Origin of the sequence: Methylobacterium oryzae (assembly GCF_036441375.1) — a bacterium.
Lineage (GTDB): Bacteria > Pseudomonadota > Alphaproteobacteria > Rhizobiales > Beijerinckiaceae > Methylobacterium > Methylobacterium oryzae_A.
This window is the reverse complement of sequence record NZ_MLCA01000014.1, coordinates 226,132-245,336: the sequence shown is the minus strand read 5'-3', so window position 1 is coordinate 245,336 and position 19,205 is coordinate 226,132. Positions and strand designations below refer to the sequence as shown.

The 19,205-nt window shown below is 72.1% G+C and carries 17 protein-coding genes, 1 tRNA gene, 1 rRNA gene and 1 pseudogene; 8 read left to right on the top strand and 12 right to left on the bottom strand.

Annotated elements, in window-relative coordinates; genetic code table 11:
• Window positions 1-40: 40 nt before the first annotated feature.
• From MOTC310_RS24825 to urtB, 5 genes and pseudogenes are all read right to left on the bottom strand, one after another.
• Complete coding sequence (locus tag MOTC310_RS24825) at window positions 41-1,003, bottom strand: acetamidase/formamidase family protein (RefSeq protein ID WP_331303696.1); 963 nt, start codon at window positions 1,001-1,003, stop codon at window positions 41-43.
• Window positions 1,004-1,023: 20 nt separating this feature from the next.
• Complete coding sequence (gene urtE / locus MOTC310_RS24820; RefSeq protein WP_331303695.1) at window positions 1,024-1,743, bottom strand: urea ABC transporter ATP-binding subunit UrtE; 720 nt, start codon at window positions 1,741-1,743, stop codon at window positions 1,024-1,026.
• Entirely contained in the window at window positions 1,740-2,450 is a 711-nt protein-coding gene (locus tag MOTC310_RS24815; protein WP_331303694.1) for an ABC transporter ATP-binding protein, read from the bottom strand. Before MOTC310_RS24815 ends, urtE begins: the two co-directional genes overlap by 4 nt.
• Window positions 2,447-3,547 (bottom strand): urea ABC transporter permease subunit UrtC, encoded by a 1,101-nt coding sequence (urtC, locus tag MOTC310_RS24810; RefSeq protein WP_331303693.1) that lies wholly within the window; start codon window positions 3,545-3,547, stop codon window positions 2,447-2,449. Before urtC ends, MOTC310_RS24815 begins: the two co-directional genes overlap by 4 nt.
• Window positions 3,544-4,614 (bottom strand): annotated as a pseudogene (urtB, locus tag MOTC310_RS24805) (urea ABC transporter permease subunit UrtB); the annotation flags it as partial. The gene urtC and the pseudogene urtB, both read right to left, overlap by 4 nt.
• Window positions 4,615-4,683: 69 nt before the next feature.
• On the opposite strand from urtB, the gene rrf reads away from it, so the two are divergent.
• Window positions 4,684-4,799 (top strand): 5S ribosomal RNA (rrf, locus tag MOTC310_RS24800).
• Between the two features lie 109 nt (window positions 4,800-4,908).
• A tRNA-Met gene (locus tag MOTC310_RS24795) sits at window positions 4,909-4,985 on the top strand.
• Window positions 4,986-5,053: 68 nt separating this feature from the next.
• Here the strand turns inward: MOTC310_RS24795 and hemB are convergent.
• From hemB to gcvA, 6 genes are all read right to left on the bottom strand, one after another.
• On the bottom strand, window positions 5,054-6,040 hold the full coding sequence (gene hemB, locus MOTC310_RS24790; protein WP_331303691.1) for a porphobilinogen synthase: 987 nt from the start codon (window positions 6,038-6,040) through the stop codon (window positions 5,054-5,056).
• The gene (locus MOTC310_RS24785; protein ID WP_331303690.1) at window positions 6,037-6,978 is read right to left on the bottom strand and encodes a DMT family transporter; all 942 of its coding nucleotides are present in this window, start codon (window positions 6,976-6,978) and stop codon (window positions 6,037-6,039) included. Before MOTC310_RS24785 ends, hemB begins: the two co-directional genes overlap by 4 nt.
• Window positions 6,979-7,031: 53 nt before the next feature.
• Window positions 7,032-7,859, bottom strand: a complete 828-nt coding sequence (locus MOTC310_RS24780) for an AraC family transcriptional regulator (protein ID WP_331303689.1) — start codon at window positions 7,857-7,859, stop codon at window positions 7,032-7,034.
• 73 nt (window positions 7,860-7,932) lie between these two features.
• Window positions 7,933-8,040 (bottom strand): 3-keto-5-aminohexanoate cleavage protein, encoded by a 108-nt coding sequence (locus MOTC310_RS24775; RefSeq protein WP_331293062.1) that lies wholly within the window; start codon window positions 8,038-8,040, stop codon window positions 7,933-7,935.
• A 391-nt stretch (window positions 8,041-8,431) separates the two neighbouring features.
• Complete coding sequence (locus MOTC310_RS24770; RefSeq protein WP_331303688.1) at window positions 8,432-10,576, bottom strand: helicase-related protein; 2,145 nt, start codon at window positions 10,574-10,576, stop codon at window positions 8,432-8,434.
• Window positions 10,577-10,774: 198 nt separating this feature from the next.
• Complete coding sequence (gene gcvA / locus MOTC310_RS24765) at window positions 10,775-11,662, bottom strand: transcriptional regulator GcvA (protein WP_331293014.1); 888 nt, start codon at window positions 11,660-11,662, stop codon at window positions 10,775-10,777.
• A gap of 93 nt (window positions 11,663-11,755) precedes the next feature.
• Here gcvA and MOTC310_RS24760 point away from each other — a divergent pair, with 93 nt between their 5' ends.
• Window positions 11,756-12,982 carry an MFS transporter gene (locus MOTC310_RS24760; protein ID WP_331303687.1) on the top strand — a complete coding sequence of 409 codons (1,227 nt, stop codon included), beginning with the start codon at window positions 11,756-11,758 and terminating at the stop codon, window positions 12,980-12,982.
• Window positions 12,983-13,026: 44 nt separating this feature from the next.
• Here the strand turns inward: MOTC310_RS24760 and MOTC310_RS24755 are convergent, their stop codons facing one another.
• Window positions 13,027-14,751, bottom strand: coding sequence for an adenylate/guanylate cyclase domain-containing protein (locus MOTC310_RS24755; protein ID WP_331303686.1), 1,725 nt, complete (start codon window positions 14,749-14,751; stop codon window positions 13,027-13,029).
• 147 nt (window positions 14,752-14,898) lie between these two features.
• Here MOTC310_RS24755 and MOTC310_RS24750 point away from each other — a divergent pair, with 147 nt between their 5' ends.
• The 5 genes from MOTC310_RS24750 to MOTC310_RS24730 all read left to right on the top strand — a co-directional run bounded on the left by MOTC310_RS24750 (window position 14,899) and on the right by MOTC310_RS24730 (window position 19,149).
• A complete protein-coding gene (locus tag MOTC310_RS24750) occupies window positions 14,899-15,477 on the top strand; it encodes a DNA-3-methyladenine glycosylase (RefSeq protein WP_331303685.1) in 579 nt (192 codons plus the stop codon).
• 79 nt (window positions 15,478-15,556) lie between these two features.
• On the top strand, window positions 15,557-16,711 hold the full coding sequence (locus MOTC310_RS24745) for a zinc-dependent alcohol dehydrogenase (protein ID WP_091788105.1): 1,155 nt from the start codon (window positions 15,557-15,559) through the stop codon (window positions 16,709-16,711).
• A gap of 10 nt (window positions 16,712-16,721) precedes the next feature.
• Window positions 16,722-17,216, top strand: a complete 495-nt coding sequence (locus MOTC310_RS24740; protein ID WP_331303684.1) for a hypothetical protein — start codon at window positions 16,722-16,724, stop codon at window positions 17,214-17,216.
• Between the two features lie 155 nt (window positions 17,217-17,371).
• A complete protein-coding gene (locus MOTC310_RS24735; RefSeq protein WP_331303683.1) occupies window positions 17,372-18,526 on the top strand; it encodes a transporter substrate-binding domain-containing protein in 1,155 nt (384 codons plus the stop codon).
• Complete coding sequence (locus tag MOTC310_RS24730) at window positions 18,523-19,149, top strand: ANTAR domain-containing response regulator (protein WP_331303682.1); 627 nt, start codon at window positions 18,523-18,525, stop codon at window positions 19,147-19,149. Before MOTC310_RS24735 ends, MOTC310_RS24730 begins: the two co-directional genes overlap by 4 nt.
• Window positions 19,150-19,205 lie beyond the last annotated feature (56 nt).

Here is a 19,205-nt window from a genome sequence, read left to right as displayed (position 1 = left end):
CGGCGTGGCGCGCCTGCCTATCAGCCGCGTGTCCCGGGCCTCAAGCCGACTTGGCTGACGCAGATGCCAGGGCGGTCTTGGGCATCAGCATGTGCACGCCCTTGTTGCCGTCGACCGTCTGGGTGATCCGCAGGTTCCCGGCGAGCGAGCAGAGCATGTAGGCCTGGTTGCGGGTGAGGCTGGTCCGCGCGCAGACGAGGCGCACCATCTCGCGCACGGCCTGGCGCATCGCCTCGTCGAGGCTCTCGTGCAGGCCGATCGACATCAGGTCGGTGGGCGTCTCGGCGAAGGGCCACGCGCCCGTGAGATCCTTGCGCACGGTGAGGCGGAACGTGCCGCTCAGGCCCGTTTCCAGGGCGGTGATGCAGACCTCGCCGTCGCCCTGCACGCCGTGGCCGTCGCCCGCATAGAAGCCGCCGCCGGGGTTGAAGACCGGCAGGTACAGGGTGGTGCCGACCTTCAGTTCCTTGTTGTCCATGTTGCCGCCGAAGGCGCGGGGCACCGGGCTGCCGACCCGGCCCCAGGCGGCGGGCGGGGCCGTGCCCATGATGCCGAAGAACGGGTCGAGGGGCAGCTCCGTGCCCCAGGGCAGGCGGCAGAGGCCGCCCGCTGTGTCGATGTCGGCGTGGACGGTCTCGTACTCGGTGAACTCGTCCGGCAGGGTGCCGAGCAGCGGCAGGATCGCCACGAAGCCCCAGTCGAGGCGGAACTTCAGGTCGAGGATGTCGACCTGCAGCATGTCGCCGGGCTCGGCGCCCTCCACGTGGACGGGGCCGGTGACGAAGTGCGGGCCGGGGCCGCGCTCCAGCGTGTCGAGGGCGTGGAGCAGGTCGGCGGGAACGCGGGCGGGGTCGGGGTGAAGCGACTCGCGCCCGCCCGCCGGATGCGAGTGCAGTGTGACGGTGTCGCCGGACGCGACGGTGAGGACCGGCGGCAGCGCGGCGTCGAAATAGCCGAGCACCATGGTCTCGGGCGTCGCGGGGATCTCGTGATGGGTCGGCACGGCGGCTCCTTCTACGGATGTCAGACGGCGATGTGACGGGTGAGGGCTTCGGGGTTCAGCACCTTCGGATCGCCGCGCTCGACGACGCTGCCGCGGGACAGCACCACCACGGAATCGGCGACCCGGAGGGCGAAATCGAGGTACTGCTCCACGAGCAGCACGGTGATCCGGCCCTTGAGCCCGGCGATCACCGCCTCGATCGCGGCGACGATCGAGGGCTGGATGCCCTCGGTCGGCTCGTCGAGCAGGAGGGCACGCGGCCGGGTGGCGAGCGCCCGGGCGATGGCGAGCTGCTGCTGCTGGCCGCCCGAGAGGTTGCCGCCCGGCCGGTGCCAGAGGCCGCGCAGCGCCGGGAACAGGGCGACCGCCTCGTCGACCGCGTCGGTCCGCTCCAGCCCGTGGGCACGGGCCGCCACCCGCAGATTCTCGGCGACGGTTAGGTCGGGAAAGATCTCGCGGCCCTGCGGCACGTAGGCGAGGCCCGAGCGGGCGCGCCGATTGGGCGACAGGCGCGTCAGTTCGGTCCCGTCCAGGGCGATCCGGCCGCGGCTTTCCGGGATCAGCCCGGTGAGGCAGCGCAGCAGCGTGGTCTTGCCGGCGCCGTTGCGGCCGAGCACGGCGAGGCAGGCGCCCGGCTCGACGTCGAGGCCGATACCGCGCAGCACCTGCGCGCTGCCGTAATGCTGGTCGAGCCCCTCGACGGCGAGGCGTGCGGGTAGAGATGCGCAAGCTTGCGTCATCGGCCGAGGAACACCTCGATCACCCGGGCATCGGCCCGCGCGCCCGCCATGCTGCCCTCGTAGAGGGTCCGGCCCTCGTGCAGCACCGTCACCCGGTCGGCGATGGCCTCGACGAAGCCCATATCGTGCTCGATCACCAGGATCGCCCGGTCCGGCCGGCGCAGGGTACGGATCATCGCGGCGGTCTGGGCGGTCTCGGCGTCGGAGAGCCCGGCCACAGGCTCGTCGAGCAGGACCAGCGCCGGCTCGGCGGCGAGCACCATGCCGATCTCCAGCCACTGCTTCTCGCCATGCGCCAGGCTGCCGGCCGGCACGTCCGCGCGGGGGCCGAGGCCGATCTCGCCGAGCACGGCGGCGATGCGGGCCGGGCGGTGGCGCGCGGGGAGCGCGGGGCCGCAGCCGATCTCCAGGTTCTCGCGCACGGTGAGCGCCGGGAAGACGCTGGGCTTCTGGAACTTGCGGCGCACGCCGGCCTTCGCGATCTCGGCCTCGGACCGCGTGGTCAGGTCGATGCGGTCGCCGAGCATCACCCGGCCGGAGACCGGCTTGGTGATCCCTGAGATCACGTCGAGCAGCGTGGTCTTGCCGGCGCCGTTCGGCCCGATCACGGCCCGCACCTCGCCGGGGTCGACCGCGAGCGAGACGGAATCCAGCGCCGTGAAGCGGCCGAAGGCGACGGTGAGGGCGTCGATGGTGAGGGCGGTCATCGGGCGCCCCGCAGCCAGGTCGGGCGCGGGCGCCAGCCCACGAGGTCGAGGAGGCCGTTCGGCAGGACCAGCACCACGACGAGCACCAGCCCGGACAGGATGAAGGGCCACGCCTCCGGCATCGCGGCGCTCAGCCAGAACTTCAGGCCGTTGACGAGGATCGCGCCGATCACCGCGCCGCCGAGCCGCCCCAGCCCGCCGATGGCGACCCAGACGGCGATCTCGATGGACAGGTCGGGCGCGAGCACCCGCGGGTTGATGATGCCGACCTGCGGCACGTACAGGATGCCGGCGAGCGCCGCGATCATGGCCGAGAGGCACCAGATCCCGAGCTTGAGCCGCGTGGTGCTGTAGCCCAGCGTGCGCAGGCGGGTCTCGTCGTCGCGGCAGGCGAGCATCCGCCGCCCGACGGCGCTGCCGACGAGGCGCCGCGCGCCGGCGAGCACCGCCGCCAGCGTCAGGAGGGCGGCGACCGCGAGGCCGGTGACCACGCCCGGCGCGCCCATCGGCCAGCCGAACAGCAGCGGGAAGCCGGTCATGCCGTTGTTGCCGCCGAGCCCGGTGTCGTTGCGGTACATCAGCAGCATCGCGACGTAGACGAGCGCCTGGCTGATGATCGAGAAGTAGACGCCGTTGACCCGCGAGCGGAACGAGGCGAGCCCGAACACGAAGGCGACGAGGCCGGCGAGCGCCAGCGCGAGGACGAAGGCGTAGGCCGCGTGGTCGAGGCCGGTCCAGTAGGCCGGCAGGCTCTTCCAGCCCATGAACTGCACGAAGTCCGGCAGCACGCCGGTGACGGCGGCGCCGTGGGCCAGCAGGTGCATGGCGCAGACGTAGCCGCCGATGGCGAAGAACAGGCCGTGCCCGAGGCTGAGGATGCCGAGATAGCCCCAGACCAGATCCAGCGACACGGCGAGGATCGCGAAGGCCGCGAGCTGGCCCAGCGCGTTGACGAGATAGGGGGCGGGCGGCGCCACGAGGAGCCCGACCGCGGCCACGAGGCAGAGTCCGACGAGCCCCGCGACCAGGGGATCGCGCACGGCGCGGCGTCCCGGTCCGGCGGGGGCGGCGAGGGCGGTCTGCACGGCGCCGCTCATCGCCGCCGCCGCACGGCGAACAGGCCCTCGGGCCGGCGCTGCAGGAACAGGATGATGCCGACGAGGACGATCACCTTGGCGGCGACCGCGCCGGAGATCGGCTCGATCAGCACGTTGGCGCCGCCGACCCCGAGGGCCGCCACCAGGGTCCCGACGAGGCTGCCGACGCCGCCCAGCACCACGACCATGAAGCTGTCGACGATGAAGCCCGAGCCCATGCCGGGATTGACGCTGTAGATCGGGCAGAGCGCCACACCGGCGAGGCCGGCCAGGCCCGAGCCCAGCCCGAAGGCGAGGCGGTCGACGCGCCGGGTCGGCAGCCCGAGGCAGGCGGCCATGTCGCGGTTCTGGGTCACGGCGCGGATGTCGAGCCCGAGCGGGGTGCGGCGCAGGATCAGGAGCGTCAGGACGAGGGTCGCCGCCGCGAAGCCGATGGCGAACAGGCGGTTCCAGGTCATGACGAAGTCGGCGTAGAGGGGCACGCCGCCGCTGACATAGGCCGGCATGGCGAATTGCAGGTTCTGGGTGCCGACCGTCACGCGGACGAGGTTCACCAGGAACAGGCTCACCGCCCAGGTGGCGAGCAGGCTCATCAGCGGCCGCCGGTAGAGGTGGCGCAGGATCAGGGCCTCGACGACGATGCCCACCAGGGCGACCGCCCCGAACGCTACCGGGATGGCGGCGACCAGGTACAGGTCGAGCAGGCCGGGGGCGAGCCGGCGGAAGGCCTCCTGCACGCCGTAGGTGGCGTAGGCGCCGAGCATGATGAACTCGCCCTGGGCGAGGTTGATCACGCCCATCAGCCCGAAGATGATCGCGAGACCGGCCGCCGCCATGAACAGGATGCTGGCGAAGCTCAGGCCGTTGTAGACGACCGCGAGGCCGTCGCCGACCGCCACCGCCCGGGCGACCTGCGCGAGGCCGGCATCGAGCGCCGCCCGGAAGGCCGGGTCGGCGGCGTAGGCGGGATCGGCCTTCAGCGCCGCGAGGCGCGCCTGCCAGCCGCAAAGGCTGGCGAAGCCAGAGACACACGAAACAGAAAGACCCGCAGCGGATCCGCTGCCTGCTTGCCGAACTGAGCACTCGCCGGCGCAGCACCCTGCGCCGCCCAGTGCCAAACACTTGCGTTGCGCCGGTCTGGTGGCCTGAGCGGCGTGCCCAGAACCCGATCCCATCTCGAACTCGGCCGTTAAACACGCCAGCGCCCATGGTACTGTGTCTCAAGACACGGGAGAGTCGGTCGCCGCCAGACCCGCACAACGCAAGACACACATTCCCTCATCACCATCACCGATCCGGCCCCGGATACACCGCGCACGCTCACAAGAGCCGGCGCGCCCGGACCAGCCGCAGACACTTGGCGCGGGGTGGAGCAGCCCGGTAGCTCGTCAGGCTCATAACCTGAAGGTCACAGGTTCAAATCCTGTCCCCGCAACCAAACAAACTGTCCGAAGACCCCGCCCGTAAGACGGCGGGGTCTTCGCGTTTTCGCGCGACCGTTCTCGGTCACGGATCGCTCAGCCACCGCTCCCGCACAGCGCGGCGCGCGTAGTAGCTGATGATCAGATCGGCCCCCGCCCGCTTCATGGCCAGCAGACATTCGCGCGCCGTCGTCGCCTCATCCAGCGCACCTGCCTGCGCGGCGAACCGGATCATCGCGTACTCGCCGCCGACTTGGTAGCAGGCGAGGGGCAGCAGCGTCCGGTCCCGAAGCCGCGCCAGGACGTCCAGATAGGCCAAGCCCGGCTTGACCATGAGCAGGTCGGCGCCCTCCGTCTCGTCGAGCAGAGACTCGAGGACCGCTTCCCGCCCGTTCGCGGGATCCATCTGATAGGCCGAGCGATCCCCGACGAGATCGCAGCCCGCAGCACTCCGGAACGGCCCGTAGAAGGCGGACGCGAACTTCGCGGCATAGGCCATGATCGGAGCCTCGGGGTGCCCCGCCGCGTCCAGCGCCAGACGGATGGCGGCGACCTGCCCATCCATCATCGCCGACGGTGCGACCATATCGGCTCCGGCTTCTACGGCCACGACAGCTTGCCGGCCCAAATTTGCAAGCGTCAGATCGTTGTGCACCGCGCCGTCACGGTAGATCCCGCAATGACCGTGGGTCGTGTACTCACAGAAGCAGTTGTCGGTGATCACCAGCATCTCGGGCACGGCCTGCTTGGCGACCCGGACCATGCGCGCCATCAGCCCGCTCGGGTCCATTGTATCGGTGCCGTCCGCGTCCTTGTGATGCGAGATCCCGAACAGCATCACCGCCTTCACGCCGTCTCTGGCGATCTCCGTGATCTCGCGGGCGAGGGCGTGCTCCGGTACGCGGGAGATGCCCGGCATCGACGGGATGGGGGTGAAATCGTCCGCCTCCTCCTCGACGAAGATCGGGGCGATGAGATCGTCCGCGGAGAGGCAGGTCTCGCGCACGAGGCGTCGCGCGATCGGCGATCGGCGAAGCCGGCGTTGTCGCCGCTGCGGGAAGCCGGCGGTCATCGGTCCATCCCGAGAGAGACCCCCGACGTTCGGCTCGCGGGAGCCCCCGACGCGCGGGACGTCGTGACGAGACCGATGCCGGCCGCGATCAGCAGGCCGCCGAGACTCTGATGCCACGACACCCGCTCGCCGTGCACCACGAACGCCATCACGGCCGCGAAGAGGGGGCACAGGAACAGAAAACCGCTCGTGCGCACCGCACCGCCCCGCCGCAGGGCCGCGAACCACAGGCCCATCGCGCCCGTCGAGACGGGAATCGCGAGCCACAGGAACCAGAGCCACGCCGTCGGGCTCGCCGGCAGCGAGAACGGGTCTCCGCGGATCAGGGTGACGAGCGCGAGACCCGCCGTCCCGAACACCATCTGCCAGAAGGCCAGAACCCAGGCATCGATGGACAGGTTGAAGCGCTGTGAGACGATGGTCGCCAAGGCCCAGCACGTCGAGCCGAGCATCACGAGGACTTCACCCCGGCCGATGGCGCCGGTCAACACCGTCTCCACGCCGATGCAGAGGACCACCCCCACGAAGGACAATGCGAGACCTGCCCAGCCCTGCCGGCGCACGGGCTCGTCGAGCAGGACGCCCGCCAGGAGCGCGACCAGCAACGGATTGCTGGCCATCAGGATGGCCGCCATCGGCGCCGTGCTGGAGGTGAGCCCGATAGTGAGAAACGCCATGACGCCCGTCGTCTGCAGCAGGCCGATCGCGGCAAGGTGCGGCCACGGCATGCGCGAACCCGACCGACGGTTCGGGTGCAGGAGGCGGGGGAGCAGGACCGGCACCAGCGAGAGTGCAGCGACGAAGAAGCGGAGCGTCGCCAGCCACAGCGGCTGGACGTCACGAAGAACGGCCTTCGTGGCCACGAAGGACGATCCCTGAAGGAAGGTCGACAGCAGCACCAGGCACAGGAAGGTATTGGGCGGCTTGTCGCGCGGCATGAACGCAGACTAGGCGGAGCCGCACTGGCCTGCGTCGCGATTCCGGCCACTTGCTAGGCCGGATCGGACAAGGTCAGGCCCGCCTCGCCGGTCGATCCGGAACGGTCTCGGTCACCGTAGCGGCTCGGCCGCGCGCCCATCATCTGCCGGAACATCGCCGCGAAGGCGCCGGGAGTCTCGTAGCCCAGATCGGCCGCCACGATGCCGACCGGCTCGCCGGCCGCCAGACGGGGCACGGCCGACAGGGCGCGCACCTGCTTCCGCCAGATCAGGAAGGTGCTGCCGAATTCGCGCCTGAACAGGCGCGCGAGCGTCCGCGACGAGGCGCCGACTTCCGCCGCCCAGGCTTCCAGATCGCGCCCGTCCCCGGGATCATCGATCAGGCTGCGGCAGATCCGGGCCAAGCGCCTGTCCTTCGGGATCGGGAGATGGAGGAGACCGCCGGGCTCCCAGGCGATCTCGTAGGGAAGAAGGGCGACGATGCGCCTCTCGTGCTCGCTCGGCTCCCGGTCCAGCGGCATCCGGGCGACCCGGAGGATGAGTTCGCGCAGCAGGGCCGAGACCCGGACCAGGCGCGGTGTGTCCGGAAATGCGGCGGGACACGCGTCCGGGGCGACGTAGAGCGTTCGCAGGGAGACGTGGCAGCGGGCGACCATCGCGTGGGCGATCCCGGCCGGCATCCAGAGGGCCCGCTGCGGTGGGAGCAGCCAGAGGCCGTCCGCCGTCGTGACCTCCATGACGCCGGAGGTCGCGTAGATCAGCTGCGCGCGTCCATGGACATGCGGAGGGACGCGGGAGCCGGCTGGAAACTCCTTCGGCATCGCCGCGATACCGTGCGGCGATGCTTCATAGTCCCGCGGGTCGGTGCTCTTGAGGTCCATGGTCCGGTTCTCTCCGCGCCAGGAGCCGCTGGACGAGGACCCTCCATTCCGAAGATCCCCGCGCGTCGACCATTTACAGACGGAGAATCGCGCGGGCCTCGGCCGGGCTCGCAATGTCGCGCCCGACGATCCTGGCGATGGTTACGACACGCGCGACAAGTTGTTCGTTGCTCGCCGCCAGCTCCCCGGTGGCGGGCTCATGCTTGGCGGTGAGAGACCTGACGATGAACCGCGATCATAGAATCGCACTAGGATAACGGCCCTGCCTCTGTCCGGCGTCACGGTGTCGGACATCTTCGGCTTCAGACCGGACAAACCGGTCCGAAAGCTTTGCTGCGGCACAGGGGTCATGCGCACGTGCAGACCACATCGGGATTTTCAGGTAGCCACTCGTTGAGCCCACTTCGCCGACACATCCGTCGTATTTCGGAAAATGCGATGTGACGCAAATTCAGCTCCGTGAACGTACGGAACTTCGAGCAGCGCGCATTCGTGCGGCCGGATACCTTGGCTGACGCTGATCCGTCCCAGGTGAGCCGGGCGTTTCAGGTTCGACTGGCGGAATTCCGGCCTCACCGCGCCCCGCCACTCCGCCGGCTCCGGCGCTCCGCCTTGCGGGTCGCGGTCTCGCGCAGGTGCTGCTCGATGGCGTCGTTGGCGCGGCCGCGCATGTGACGGATGGCGTCCACGTCGTCGAAGGTCTCGGGGAAGCGCCGCGACAGCCACAGATAGGCGCTGGCGAGCTTCACGGTCCGCTCCTGGTAGTCGAGCTCGCCCGCGAGGTTGCCGCGCAGAGCCGGGACCGTGAGGCCGGCGGCCCGGGCCTGGCACCAGCGCTCCAGCAGGCCCATGGCGATCTCGTCGCGCCGGTCGATCGGGCAGACCGAGAAGGCGAACTTCTCCTCGATCGGCAGCCGCGCCCGGTCGACGATCCGGGCGACGTCGAGCACCTCCTCCAGGGCCGAGGGCTGGAACGGCGAGCCGGCGTAGAAGGTCGCCCGGGCGAAGTGGGTCAGCACCTCGTGCAGGCTGTGCGTGCGCATCTCCTCGGCCACCGAGCGGATCGCCCCGAGGTCCGGGCGGACGAAGAAGCGCGTGTCGGCCGCCGGCGCCGTCGGGGCGCCCGAGAGGGCGGTGCGGATCGGCTCGGCGGCGTAGGGGTCGGTCGCCGCCACGTAGCCGACATCCTGGTGACCGTAGCGGCCGGCCCGGCCGGCGATCTGCCGGATCTCCGAATGGGTCAGCGCCCGCTCGGCGGTGCCGTCCCACTTGCGCACCGCCGAGAACACGATCCGCTTCAGCGGCCCGAGGTTGAGCCCCATGCCGATCGCGTCGGTGGTGACCAGCACGTTGGCCTCGCCGGAGCGGAAGCGCGCGGCCTCGGCCCGGCGGACCTCCGGCGACAGGGCGCCGTAGATCGTCGCCACCCGGTGACCCCGCGCCACCAGGATCTCGCGGTTCTCGTGCACGGCCCGGCGGGAGAAGGCGACCACCGCGTCGCCGGCCTCGACCTTCTCCAGGGGCACCGGCTCCTCGACGAGCAGGAGCGGCGACTTGCGGGTGAAGGGGATCACCTCCAGCGACTCGTTGGCGGCCTCGGCGGCGCGGCGGACATACGACAGCGCGTCGTCGGAGCCGCAGACGATCACGGTCTTGGCGGCGACGCCGAACAGCGCGTTGGTCCAGGCCCAGCCCCGGTCGGGGTCCGACAGCATCTGGATCTCGTCGATCACCGCCACGTCGATCGGCCGGGTCAGGTCGGCGGTCTCGATGGTCCGGGCGGTGTGGGTCGGGTTGGCCTCGCCCAGCACCTCCTCGCCGGTGATCATGCCGGCGCGCAAGCCGCGCTCGCGCAGGGTCTCGTAGTTCTCCAGCGCCAGGAGCCGGAGCGGGGCGAGGTAGGCGCCGGTCCCGGCCGCGGTCAGGTGCTGGAGCGCCGCGTAGGTCTTGCCGGAATTGGTCGGCCCCATGTGGAACAGGATCGCCCGGTTGAGGCGCCGGGCGGCGGTGAACCGCTCGATATAGGCGCCGAAGCCGACCTGATCGCGCAGGCGGCGCAGGCGCGAGCCCTCGCGGGCGACCGCCTTGGCGTGCCGGCGCACCGGCGTGAGCGTGTCGTTGAGGCCGCGGGCGAGCTTCGGGCCGTAGGTGAAGACCCGGGACCGGAGCGAGCGGTCCATGTGGGCGATGTAGGCGGCGGCGTCCGCCCCGACCTCGCGCAGGTCGACGAGGAGCTGCGCCCGCAGCTTGTCGACCGGCTTGTGCAGGGCGCGGGTCGCCTGGAGGGCCGTGCGCGCCACGGCCTCGCGCAGGGCCTCCAGGCGGTGGGCCGGGTCGTTCCGGGCGGCCATGCGGGCGAGGATCTCGGCCGCCTCCGGCTCGGGGGCCATGTCGAGCCGCAGGTCGAGGCGGCCGTTGTCGAGGAGCGGGATCTCGGTCCGGATCAGCCAGGTGATGCGGTGGTCCTTGGTGACCACGGCCCGGAGGGCGGGGATCGCCTTCCGGATCGCCGGGATGCCGGTCTCCGCGAAGGCCCGGGCCGCCTGCATCTCGCGGAGCGCGCGGGCGACGCGCTCGTCCTCCACCTCGGCGCCGTAATCGGGCAGCTCGAGATGGGCGAGCAGCCGGTCGAGATCGACCGCGTCGGGCGACAGGCCGAGCCGGCCTACGGACTCGATCAGGCTCTCGATCGTCGGGCGGAGACGCTTGCGCGCCATGCGGTCACCTTCGGCAGAAGCGTCTCACGCCAACCCGGACGCGGTTGGGGGCGTTCCGGATCCGATCCATGCGCGGAACCGCGCCCGGACGCCACTCCGGAGCCGTCTTCGCGCGCGCGGCGAAGCGATCCAGCCGCGCCACGGCTCCCACCGTTGCGCGACACCGGGTTGCTTCGCCGCGCTCGCGAAGACGGGATGTCACGGCTGCCGCGCCGCCTCGGCGAGCCAGCCGCAGAAGGCCCTTACCGCCGGATCCTCCGCCCGGGGGTCCGGGACGTAGGTGTAGTAGCTCCGCGCCGGCAGGGCGGGCCCCGCGAAGGGCAGGGTCAGGCGGCCGGCCGCGACGTCGTCGGCGATCAGCCGCTCCGGCCCCATGGCGACCCCGAGCCCGTCGAGGGCGGCCTGGAGGGTCAGGTAGAAATGCTCGAGCGTCACCGTGGCCCGCGGCGCCAGGTCCGCGACGCCCGCCGCCCGCAGCCAGTCCGGCCAGACCCGCGGGAGCGTCGCGGCGTGCAGCAGCGTGTGCTGCCGGAGATCCTCCGGCACCCGGAGCGGCAGGCGTTGCAGCAGCGCGGGGCTGCAGACTGGGATGCGCCGCTCGGACAGGAACGGCTCCGCGCGGTGGCCCGGGCGGCTGTCCGGCCCGCCCCGGATCGCCACGTCGAACGGCTCGGCCAGGCTGGCGAGGGGCACGTTCGAGGTCGTCAGCCGCACCTCGATCGACGGGTTGGCCCGCTGGAAGCCCGACAGGCGCGGGATCAGCCAGCGGAGGGTGAAGGTGGCGAGCGCGTTCACGCGCAGCAGGCGCGGCCGGCCGCGCTCGGCCTGGCGGGCGGTGGCGAGGGCGATCCGGTCGAGGGCGGCGCCGATCTCGGTGGCGTAGGCGCTGCCCGCCTCGGTGAGGACCACGCGCCGGTTGTGGCGCTCGAACAGCGGCACACCGAGCCAGCCCTCCAGCGTCTGGACGTGCCGGCTGACCGCGCCGTGCGTCACCCGCAGCTCGTCCGCCGCCCGGGTGAAGCTCCCGTGGCGGGCGGCCGCCTCGAAGGCTTTCACGGCGTTGAGCGGCGGCAGGCGGCGGTGCACGGGTCAGGTTTCCTCACACGCGCGTCAGCATAAGTCGTTTGTCAGCCACGCACCAGGCGGCCATCCTGGCGCGGCACCACGAAGGATGGCTGGATGTCCGTCGCGTCCGATCTGACCGCGTCTTCCGAACACGTCTCCCTGCCGGACGCCCGGCGCACGCTGGTGGCCACCGGCGTCAATCACGCCCTGCACGACGGCTACACCGACCTGATCTACGTGCTGCTGCCGGTCTGGCAGGCGGAGTTCGGCCTCGACTACGTCGCCCTGGCGTTCCTGCGCTCGCTCTACAACGGGGCGCTGGCGGCGCTGCAGATGCCGGCGAGCCGCCTCGCCCAGGCGTGGGGCGCCCGCACCGTGCTGGTGCTCGGCACAGTGCTCAGCGCGGCCGGCTACGCGATCGCCGGCGCCTCGGGCGGGCTCGTCGGGCTCGGGATCGGCCTCCTGCTCGGCGGCGCCGGCAGCAGCACCCAGCATCCCCTGGCCTCCGCGGTCATCGCCCGGGCCTACGGTCCCGGGGCACGGGGCCCGCTCGGCACCTACAACTTCACCGGCGATCTCGGGAAGGCGGCGGTCCCTCCCGTGGTCGGCCTGCTGCTGACCCTGACGGGCTGGCGGCACGCGCTCTGGGTGATCGCCGGGGCGGGGATCGTGGTCGCGCTGGCGGTCGGGCGGCTTCTGCCGCGTGAGCCGGAGTCACGCGGCGCGCGGGCCGCGGCGAAGCCGGGGGCGCCCCGGGCGCCCGCCGGATCTGGCAGCGGCACCGGCTTCCGGCTCCTCGTCGCCATCGGCATGCTCGACAACGCCGCCCGGCCGGCCTTCCTGCTCTACCTGCCGTTCCTGCTGCAGGAGAAGGGCGCGGCGCTGACCACGGTGGGCCTCGCCCTGTCGCTGGTCTTCGTCGGCGGCGCGCTGGGCAAGGCCGTGTGCGGGCGCCTCGGGGAACGCCTCGGCGTGACCCGGACCGTGATCCTCACCGAGACCGGGACGGCGCTGGCGATCCTGGCGGTGATCGTCCTGCCGCTGGCCCCCGGGCTGATCCTGCTGCCGCTGCTCGGCGTGATGCTGAACGGCACCTCGTCGGTGCTCTATGGGACGGTGCCGGAGCTGGCGCCGGGGGGGCGCGTCGAGCGGGCCTTCGCGGTGTTCTACACCTGGACCCTCGGCGGCAGCGCGCTGGCGGCGCCGCTGCTCTACGGAAGGCTCGGCGACGCGGCCGGGCCGCACTGGGCCGCGGTGGCGGCGGCCGGGACGGCGCTCGCCGTGGTGCCGCTGATGCTGGCCCTGGCGCCGCGCCTCGGGGCGGCGCGGCAGCGGGCCTGAGGGCGGCATGCGGTCGCCTCGCTGCGCGCGCGAGGACGGAAGCGTCAGAGGCTGCCCAGGGTGCTGACCCGGACCGCCTCCGACCGGCCGTCCACGGCCACGTCCCGGATCCCGGCCGGCGCGACGCGCGCCGCCCGGTAGACCGCCTCCGACACCACGGCCACGCAGCCCAGAATCTTGGTCAGGCCCTGCAGCCGGGACGCGACGTTGACGGTGTCGCCGAGCGCGGTGAAGCGGGCATCGGTGGCGTCGCCCATCTCGCCGACGATCGCGGGACCGGCGTGGACGCCGACGCCGTAGCGCAGGATGTGCTCCAGATCCTCCGCCAGCAGCCGGTTCAGGGTCTCGACCGCGTCGGCGATGCCGTCGATCGCCCGCAGGGCGTCCCGGGCCGCCTGCTCGGGCTCCGTCTCCAGGCCGAACAGGGCCAGCAGCCCGTCGCCGAGGAACTGGTTGGTCGAGCCGCCGGCCTCCCGCACGGCGTCGCCGACCGCGCCGAGGAAGCGGTTGATGATGAACACCGTGTCGTAGGGCAGGCGCTCCTCGGCGAGCCGCGTCGAGCCGCGCAGGTCGACGAACATCGCCACGATGAAGCGCTCCTCGCCGGACTGGGCCCGGTCGAGCAGGTCGGCCTGGCGCATCCGCGGCTGCGGCGGCAGCAGCGGCACCACGGCCATGTCGGTCTCCGGCCGGAACTGGCAGGCGAGGCGCACCCCCGGGCCGGCCGCGATGCGCTCCAGCACCGCCCGCTCGGTCCGGCCGGGCGCGGGCGCGCCGTCGCTGCCGTCCGTCACCCGGATCCGGCAGGTCGAGCACCGGCCGCGGCCGCCGCAGACGCTGGCATGGGGGATCCGGTTGCGCCGGCTCGCCTCCAGGACGGTCGTGCCGCGGGGCACCCGCACCACCCGCCCGTCGGGGTAGCTGAGCCGGATCGTGCCGCGCTTGATCTCGGCGAGCGTCCGCGCGCCGCGGGCCGCGATCACCGCCGCCACGAGGCCCGCGTAGGTCCCGAGCAGCCCGTCCCGGATGGCGGCGAGCCGCGCGACCTGATCGGGCAGCCCGACATGGACCGGCTGGAGCGCCACGGCCCGCCACGCGGGATCCTGCGCCAGGGTCAGGATCATCCGGCCGCCCTGCGCGAAGCCCAGCAGCGACAGGACCGGCACCAGCACCGCGAGCGCCAGCAGCCAGGGCGCCATGCGCCCGAAACCGGGTTTCAGCCGCAGCCAGAAAGTCAGGCCCATGCACCCGTGGATCCAGGCCACGACCAGGACCGTCACCTGCAGGAGGCCGAGGGTCGGCGAGGCGATCCAGAAGGCGTAGAGTTCCTGCGCGTAGCCCTTGTCGAGCCCCGCGGTGACGAAGGAGACCCGGGTCCCGACGATGTGGCTGATGAGCAGCGGCGGGATCAGCAGGCCGGAGACCAGTTGCAGGATCTCGGACGGCCGCCAGTGGAAGAAGCGGGCCGCGTAGAGGGCCTGGAGGCCGAGCAGCAGATGGACCGCCAGCGCGCCGTAGAGCAGCGCCAGGCCGACCGGGTTGAGCCAGACGGCCGTGACGAGGTCGAGGCCGTCCTCCATGGCGTCGAGGGAGACGTTGCCCAGGGCGTGGTTCAGCAGGTGGGTCAGCACGTAGCCGAACAGGATCAGGCCGCTGGCCAGCCGGAGGCGCCGCAGGTTCAGGCGGATCCGCGTGGCTCGGGTGGCCGGCCGGGGCGGCGCGCCCGACTCGGCGGACCGGAGCGTCGCGATCGAGGCTGTGCGCACCATGCTGGAGGTCCGAGGCGATCGGTTTGGGCCCACCATTCACGGCCCCTCGTACCAGCAAGACTTCCACCACGTCCGATTTATTTCTAATCGCCCGCAATCCGCCGATCCTCGGCGATGAGGACCGCGGGCCGCCGCGCCGGAGACCCGATGCTGGAGACCTTCTTCGCCCGGAGCGCCGCCGCGGTGGCCGCCGACCTGATCGGCGCCCGGCTGTTCGTCGGCGCGGCCGGCGGGATCATCGTCGAGACCGAGGCCTACGACCGCACCGATCCGGCCTCCCACAGCTTCCGCGGCCCGACCCGGCGCAACGCCAGCATGTTCGGCCCGCCGGCCCGCGCCTACGTGTACCGCTCCTACGGGATGCACTGGTGCCTGAACCTCGTCTGCGAGCCCGGCAGCGCCGTGCTGCTCCGGGCCCTCGCGCCGACCGAGGGGCTTCCCGCCATGCGGGCGCGCCGCGGCCTGGAGGATCCGCGCCTGCTCTGCGCCGGGCCGGGCCGCCTCTGCCAGGCCCTCGGCGTCACCGACGCGCTGGACGGGGCGCCCCTCGCGCGGGCGCCGTTCCGGTTCGAGCCCCGCGCCGCGGGCGATCCCGACGCCGTCGCGGTGGTCAGCGACCGGCGCGTCGGGATCACCCGCGGCGCCGAGACGCCCTGGCGCTTCCTGCTCGCCGGTTCCCGGTTCGTCAGCCGGCCGGCGCGGAAGGCTGGGCCGGCCGCCGGGTGAGGGCAGGCCCGCCTCACGCACCGCCGGGAACTTGGGCATCCACCTGAGGTTCCCCAGTCGTGGATGAGGGAGCCGCAGCATGCTGGCGATGAACTACCGTGGGCCGTATCGCGTGCGCGTCGATCGCAAGCCGGTCCCCGTCTGCGAGCATGTCGAGGACGCGGTCATCCGGGTTACGCGCACCTGCATCTGCGGGTCTGATCTTCACCTCTATCACGGGATGGTGCCGGATACCCGCGTGGGCATGACGTTCGGTCACGAATTCACCGGCGTTGTTGAGGAAGTCGGTCCCGGCGTGCGCAATCTCGCCGTCGGCGACCACGTGCTGGTCCCGTTCAACATCGCCTGCGGCCGCTGCCATTTCTGCAAGCAGGGGCTGTTCGGCAATTGCCACGAGGCGAACGCGCAGGCGACCGCGGTCGGCGGCATCTTCGGCTACTCGCACACCGCCGGCGGCTACGACGGCGGCCAGGCCGAGTACGTCCGGGTGCCCTACGCCGATGTCGGCCCCTGCAAGATCCCCGAGACGATGGACCTCGACGACGCGGTGCTGCTCACCGACGTCGTGCCGACCGGCTATCAGGCCGCCGAGATGGGCGGGATCCAGCGCGGCGACACCGTCGTGGTCTTCGGGGCCGGACCGGTCGGCATCATGGCGGCGCGCTGCGCGTGGCTGTTCGGGGCCGGCCGGGTGATCGTCATCGACCACGTCGAGTACCGGCTCGACTTCGCGCGGCGCTACTGTCCCGCCGAGGTCTACAACTTCCGCTCGATCGGGGATCCCGTGGTCTTCCTGAAGAAGACGACCGATTCCCTCGGGGCCGACGTCTGCATCGACGCGGTCGGCGGCGACGCGGCGGGGAGCGCCCTGCACACCCTGATGGGCACCAAGCTGAAGCTGGAGGGCGGCTCGGCGGTGGCGCTCCACTGGGCGATCAACTCGGTCAAGAAGGGCGGGATCGTCTCGATCGTCGGGGTCTACGGGCCGACCGGCAACCTGATCCCGATCGGCAACGTCCTGAACAAGGGCATCACCATCCGGGCCAACCAGGCCTCGGTGAAGCGCCTCCTGCCGAAGCTGATCGCCCATATCGAGGCGGGCCGCCTGAACCCCAAGGAACTGATCACCCACAAGGTACCTCTCGAGGAGGCCGCGGATGCCTACCACCTCTTCTCGGCCAAGCTCGACGACTGCATCAAGCCGGTCCTCGTCCCCCCGACGGCACGGGCGTGAGGAGGAGGCGATGAGACAGCGTCCGATCGATCCGTCGACGGTCCCGGGCTGGGGCGTCGACGCGGATCCGCAGAACGACCCGACCTACCCGATGCGCGACATCACGCGCGACGACGGCCGGGGCATGAACTGGACGCGCCCGCCGAAGCAGCGGGCGCGCGTCGAGGTCCTCACCTCGATCGAGTACAACGCCCGGCCGGCGGTCGTCGGCACGTCGACGCCGCCGCGGGGCGTGAGCGGCGTCATCCGCCGCCAGGCGTTCCGGTACAGCGAGTCCCAGTGGGCGCACTGGCTGATGCTCATGGCGGCCGACCGGGTGAACGTGGTCGAGGGCGTGATCGAGGATCTCGGCCGCGGTCGCGTCCCCAACGTCCCGGCCGAGATGGGCGCCCGGGCCGAGCTGGCCCACAACCGGTCCGGGCTGGCGGGCAAGCTCGCGCTCACCGGCGCGGCGATCGGGATCGGGATCCTGGTCTCGCGGCTGGCCCGGGCGGAGCGGCGCTAGGGCCGCCCCGGAGCCGCCCCGGAGCCGCTCGGCCCGGGCCCGCCCGCGGGATCCGCGACGACGGCGCGGGGAACGGCTTTCGCGCCGGGTCCTCCCTCGGCTAGGACAGCGGGGCGCGCAGCCCTCCGGGCGCCTGCGGCGAGCCCGGGGGGACCATGGCGGCCAGGGATGAAGCGACGTGGCGGGTCGGCGTCCTGTTCTCCCGCAGCGGGGTGAGCGGCATCACCGAGACCGAGCATTTCCTCGGCACCGCCCTGGCGATCGAGGAGGTCAACCGGGCCGGCGGCGTGCGCGGGCGCCCGATCGAGCCCATCTGCTACGACCCCGCCGGCGACACCGACGCCTACCGCACCCTGGCCCGGCGGATGCTCGCCGAGGACGGGGTCGAGGTGGTGTTCGGCTGCTCGCTCTCGGCGAGCCGGAAATCGGTGCTCTCCACCGTGGAGCGGCACAACGGCCTGCTCTGGTACCCGTCGATCTACGAGGGCTTCGAGTACTCGGAGAACATCATCTACACCGGGGCGACCCTCAACCAGAACGTCTTCGCCCTGGCCGACTACCTGCTGCAGGAGCACGGCGCCCGGATCTTCCTGATCGGCTCCGACTACATCTACCCGCGGGAATCGAACCGGGTCATGCGCGACCTGATCGAGGCGAAGGGCGGGACGATCGTGGGCGAGCTCTACGCCGCCCTCGACGCGGACGACGCGGCCCACGCCGCCATGATCGCGGCGATCCGCGACGCCGCCCCGGACGCGGTCTTCTCGACCGTGGTCGGGCGCGGCGCCGAGCGGCTCTACCGCGCCTACGCCGAATCCGGCATCGACCGCGCCCGCTGCCCGATCGCCAGCCTGACCCTGGCGGAGGGCCAGATCCGCGCGATCGGCCCGGAGCACTGCACCGGCCACGTCCTGGCGGCGCCGTATTTCGGGGCTCTCGCCGGCGAGGAGAACCGGCGCTTCGTCGCCGCCTTCCAGGCCCGGTTCGGGGCCGAGCGCCCCACCAGCATGTGGTCGGAGACGGCCTACGCGCAGGTCCACCTCTTCGCCCGGGCGCTCGCGGAGGCCGGCACCCTCGACGCCGAGCGCCTCGGCGCGGCGGCCCTGCGGCAGCGCCTCGCGGCCCCGGAGGGCGAGCTCGCCTTCGACGGCGAGACGCGCCACATCTGGCTCACCCCCGGCATCGGCGTCGCCCGCGCGGACGGGCAGTTCGACGTGGTCTGGCGGGCGCGCCGGCCGGTGCGGCCCGACCCGTACCTCGCGTGGTCCCGGTTCGAGACGAACTGGCTGGAGGAGGGGCTCGCCGCGTGACCGGCCCCGCCCGCAAGATCCTGGACGACCTGCGGCGCGCCCGCGCCCTCGTCATCCATCCCCGGGACGAGGAGGGTGCCGCGCTGCTGGAGCAGCTCCGCCGCCTCGGCTGCGCGGTCTCCCTGGCGTGGCCGCCGCCCGCCGCCCTGCCGGCCGACATCGACACGCTGTTCATCCAGCTCGACGACGCCCAGGTGATGCACCTGCTGCCGTCGATCGAGGCGATCGAGCCGGCGGTCATCGCCATCGTGGCCTACGAGAGCCCGACCTCGCTGAAGGCGATCGCCGACGTCAACGCCCACGGCGTGCTCAACAAGCCGCTCCACCCGCGGGGCGTGCTCACCCAGTTCGCCCTGGCCCGCTACCGGCGCGGCTACGAGGGGCGGCTCACCAGCAAGATCAACCGGCTGGAGGAGACCATGAAGGGCCGCCGCACCGTCGAGAAGGCGGTCCGGCTGCTCGTGGACCTGAACCGGATCGACGAGGACGCCGCCTACAAGATGCTCCGGGACCGGGCCACCGCCGCCCGCGTGCCGATGGCGAGCGTCGCCGAGAGCGTGGTCTCGGCCCACGAGGCGATGAGCGGTCTCGGCCTGCGCATCGCGTTGGCGGAAAAGACCTGATCGCAGCAGCCTGCCGCATTTATGGTCTTGCGGTCCGTATCGCGATGCGTATCGTA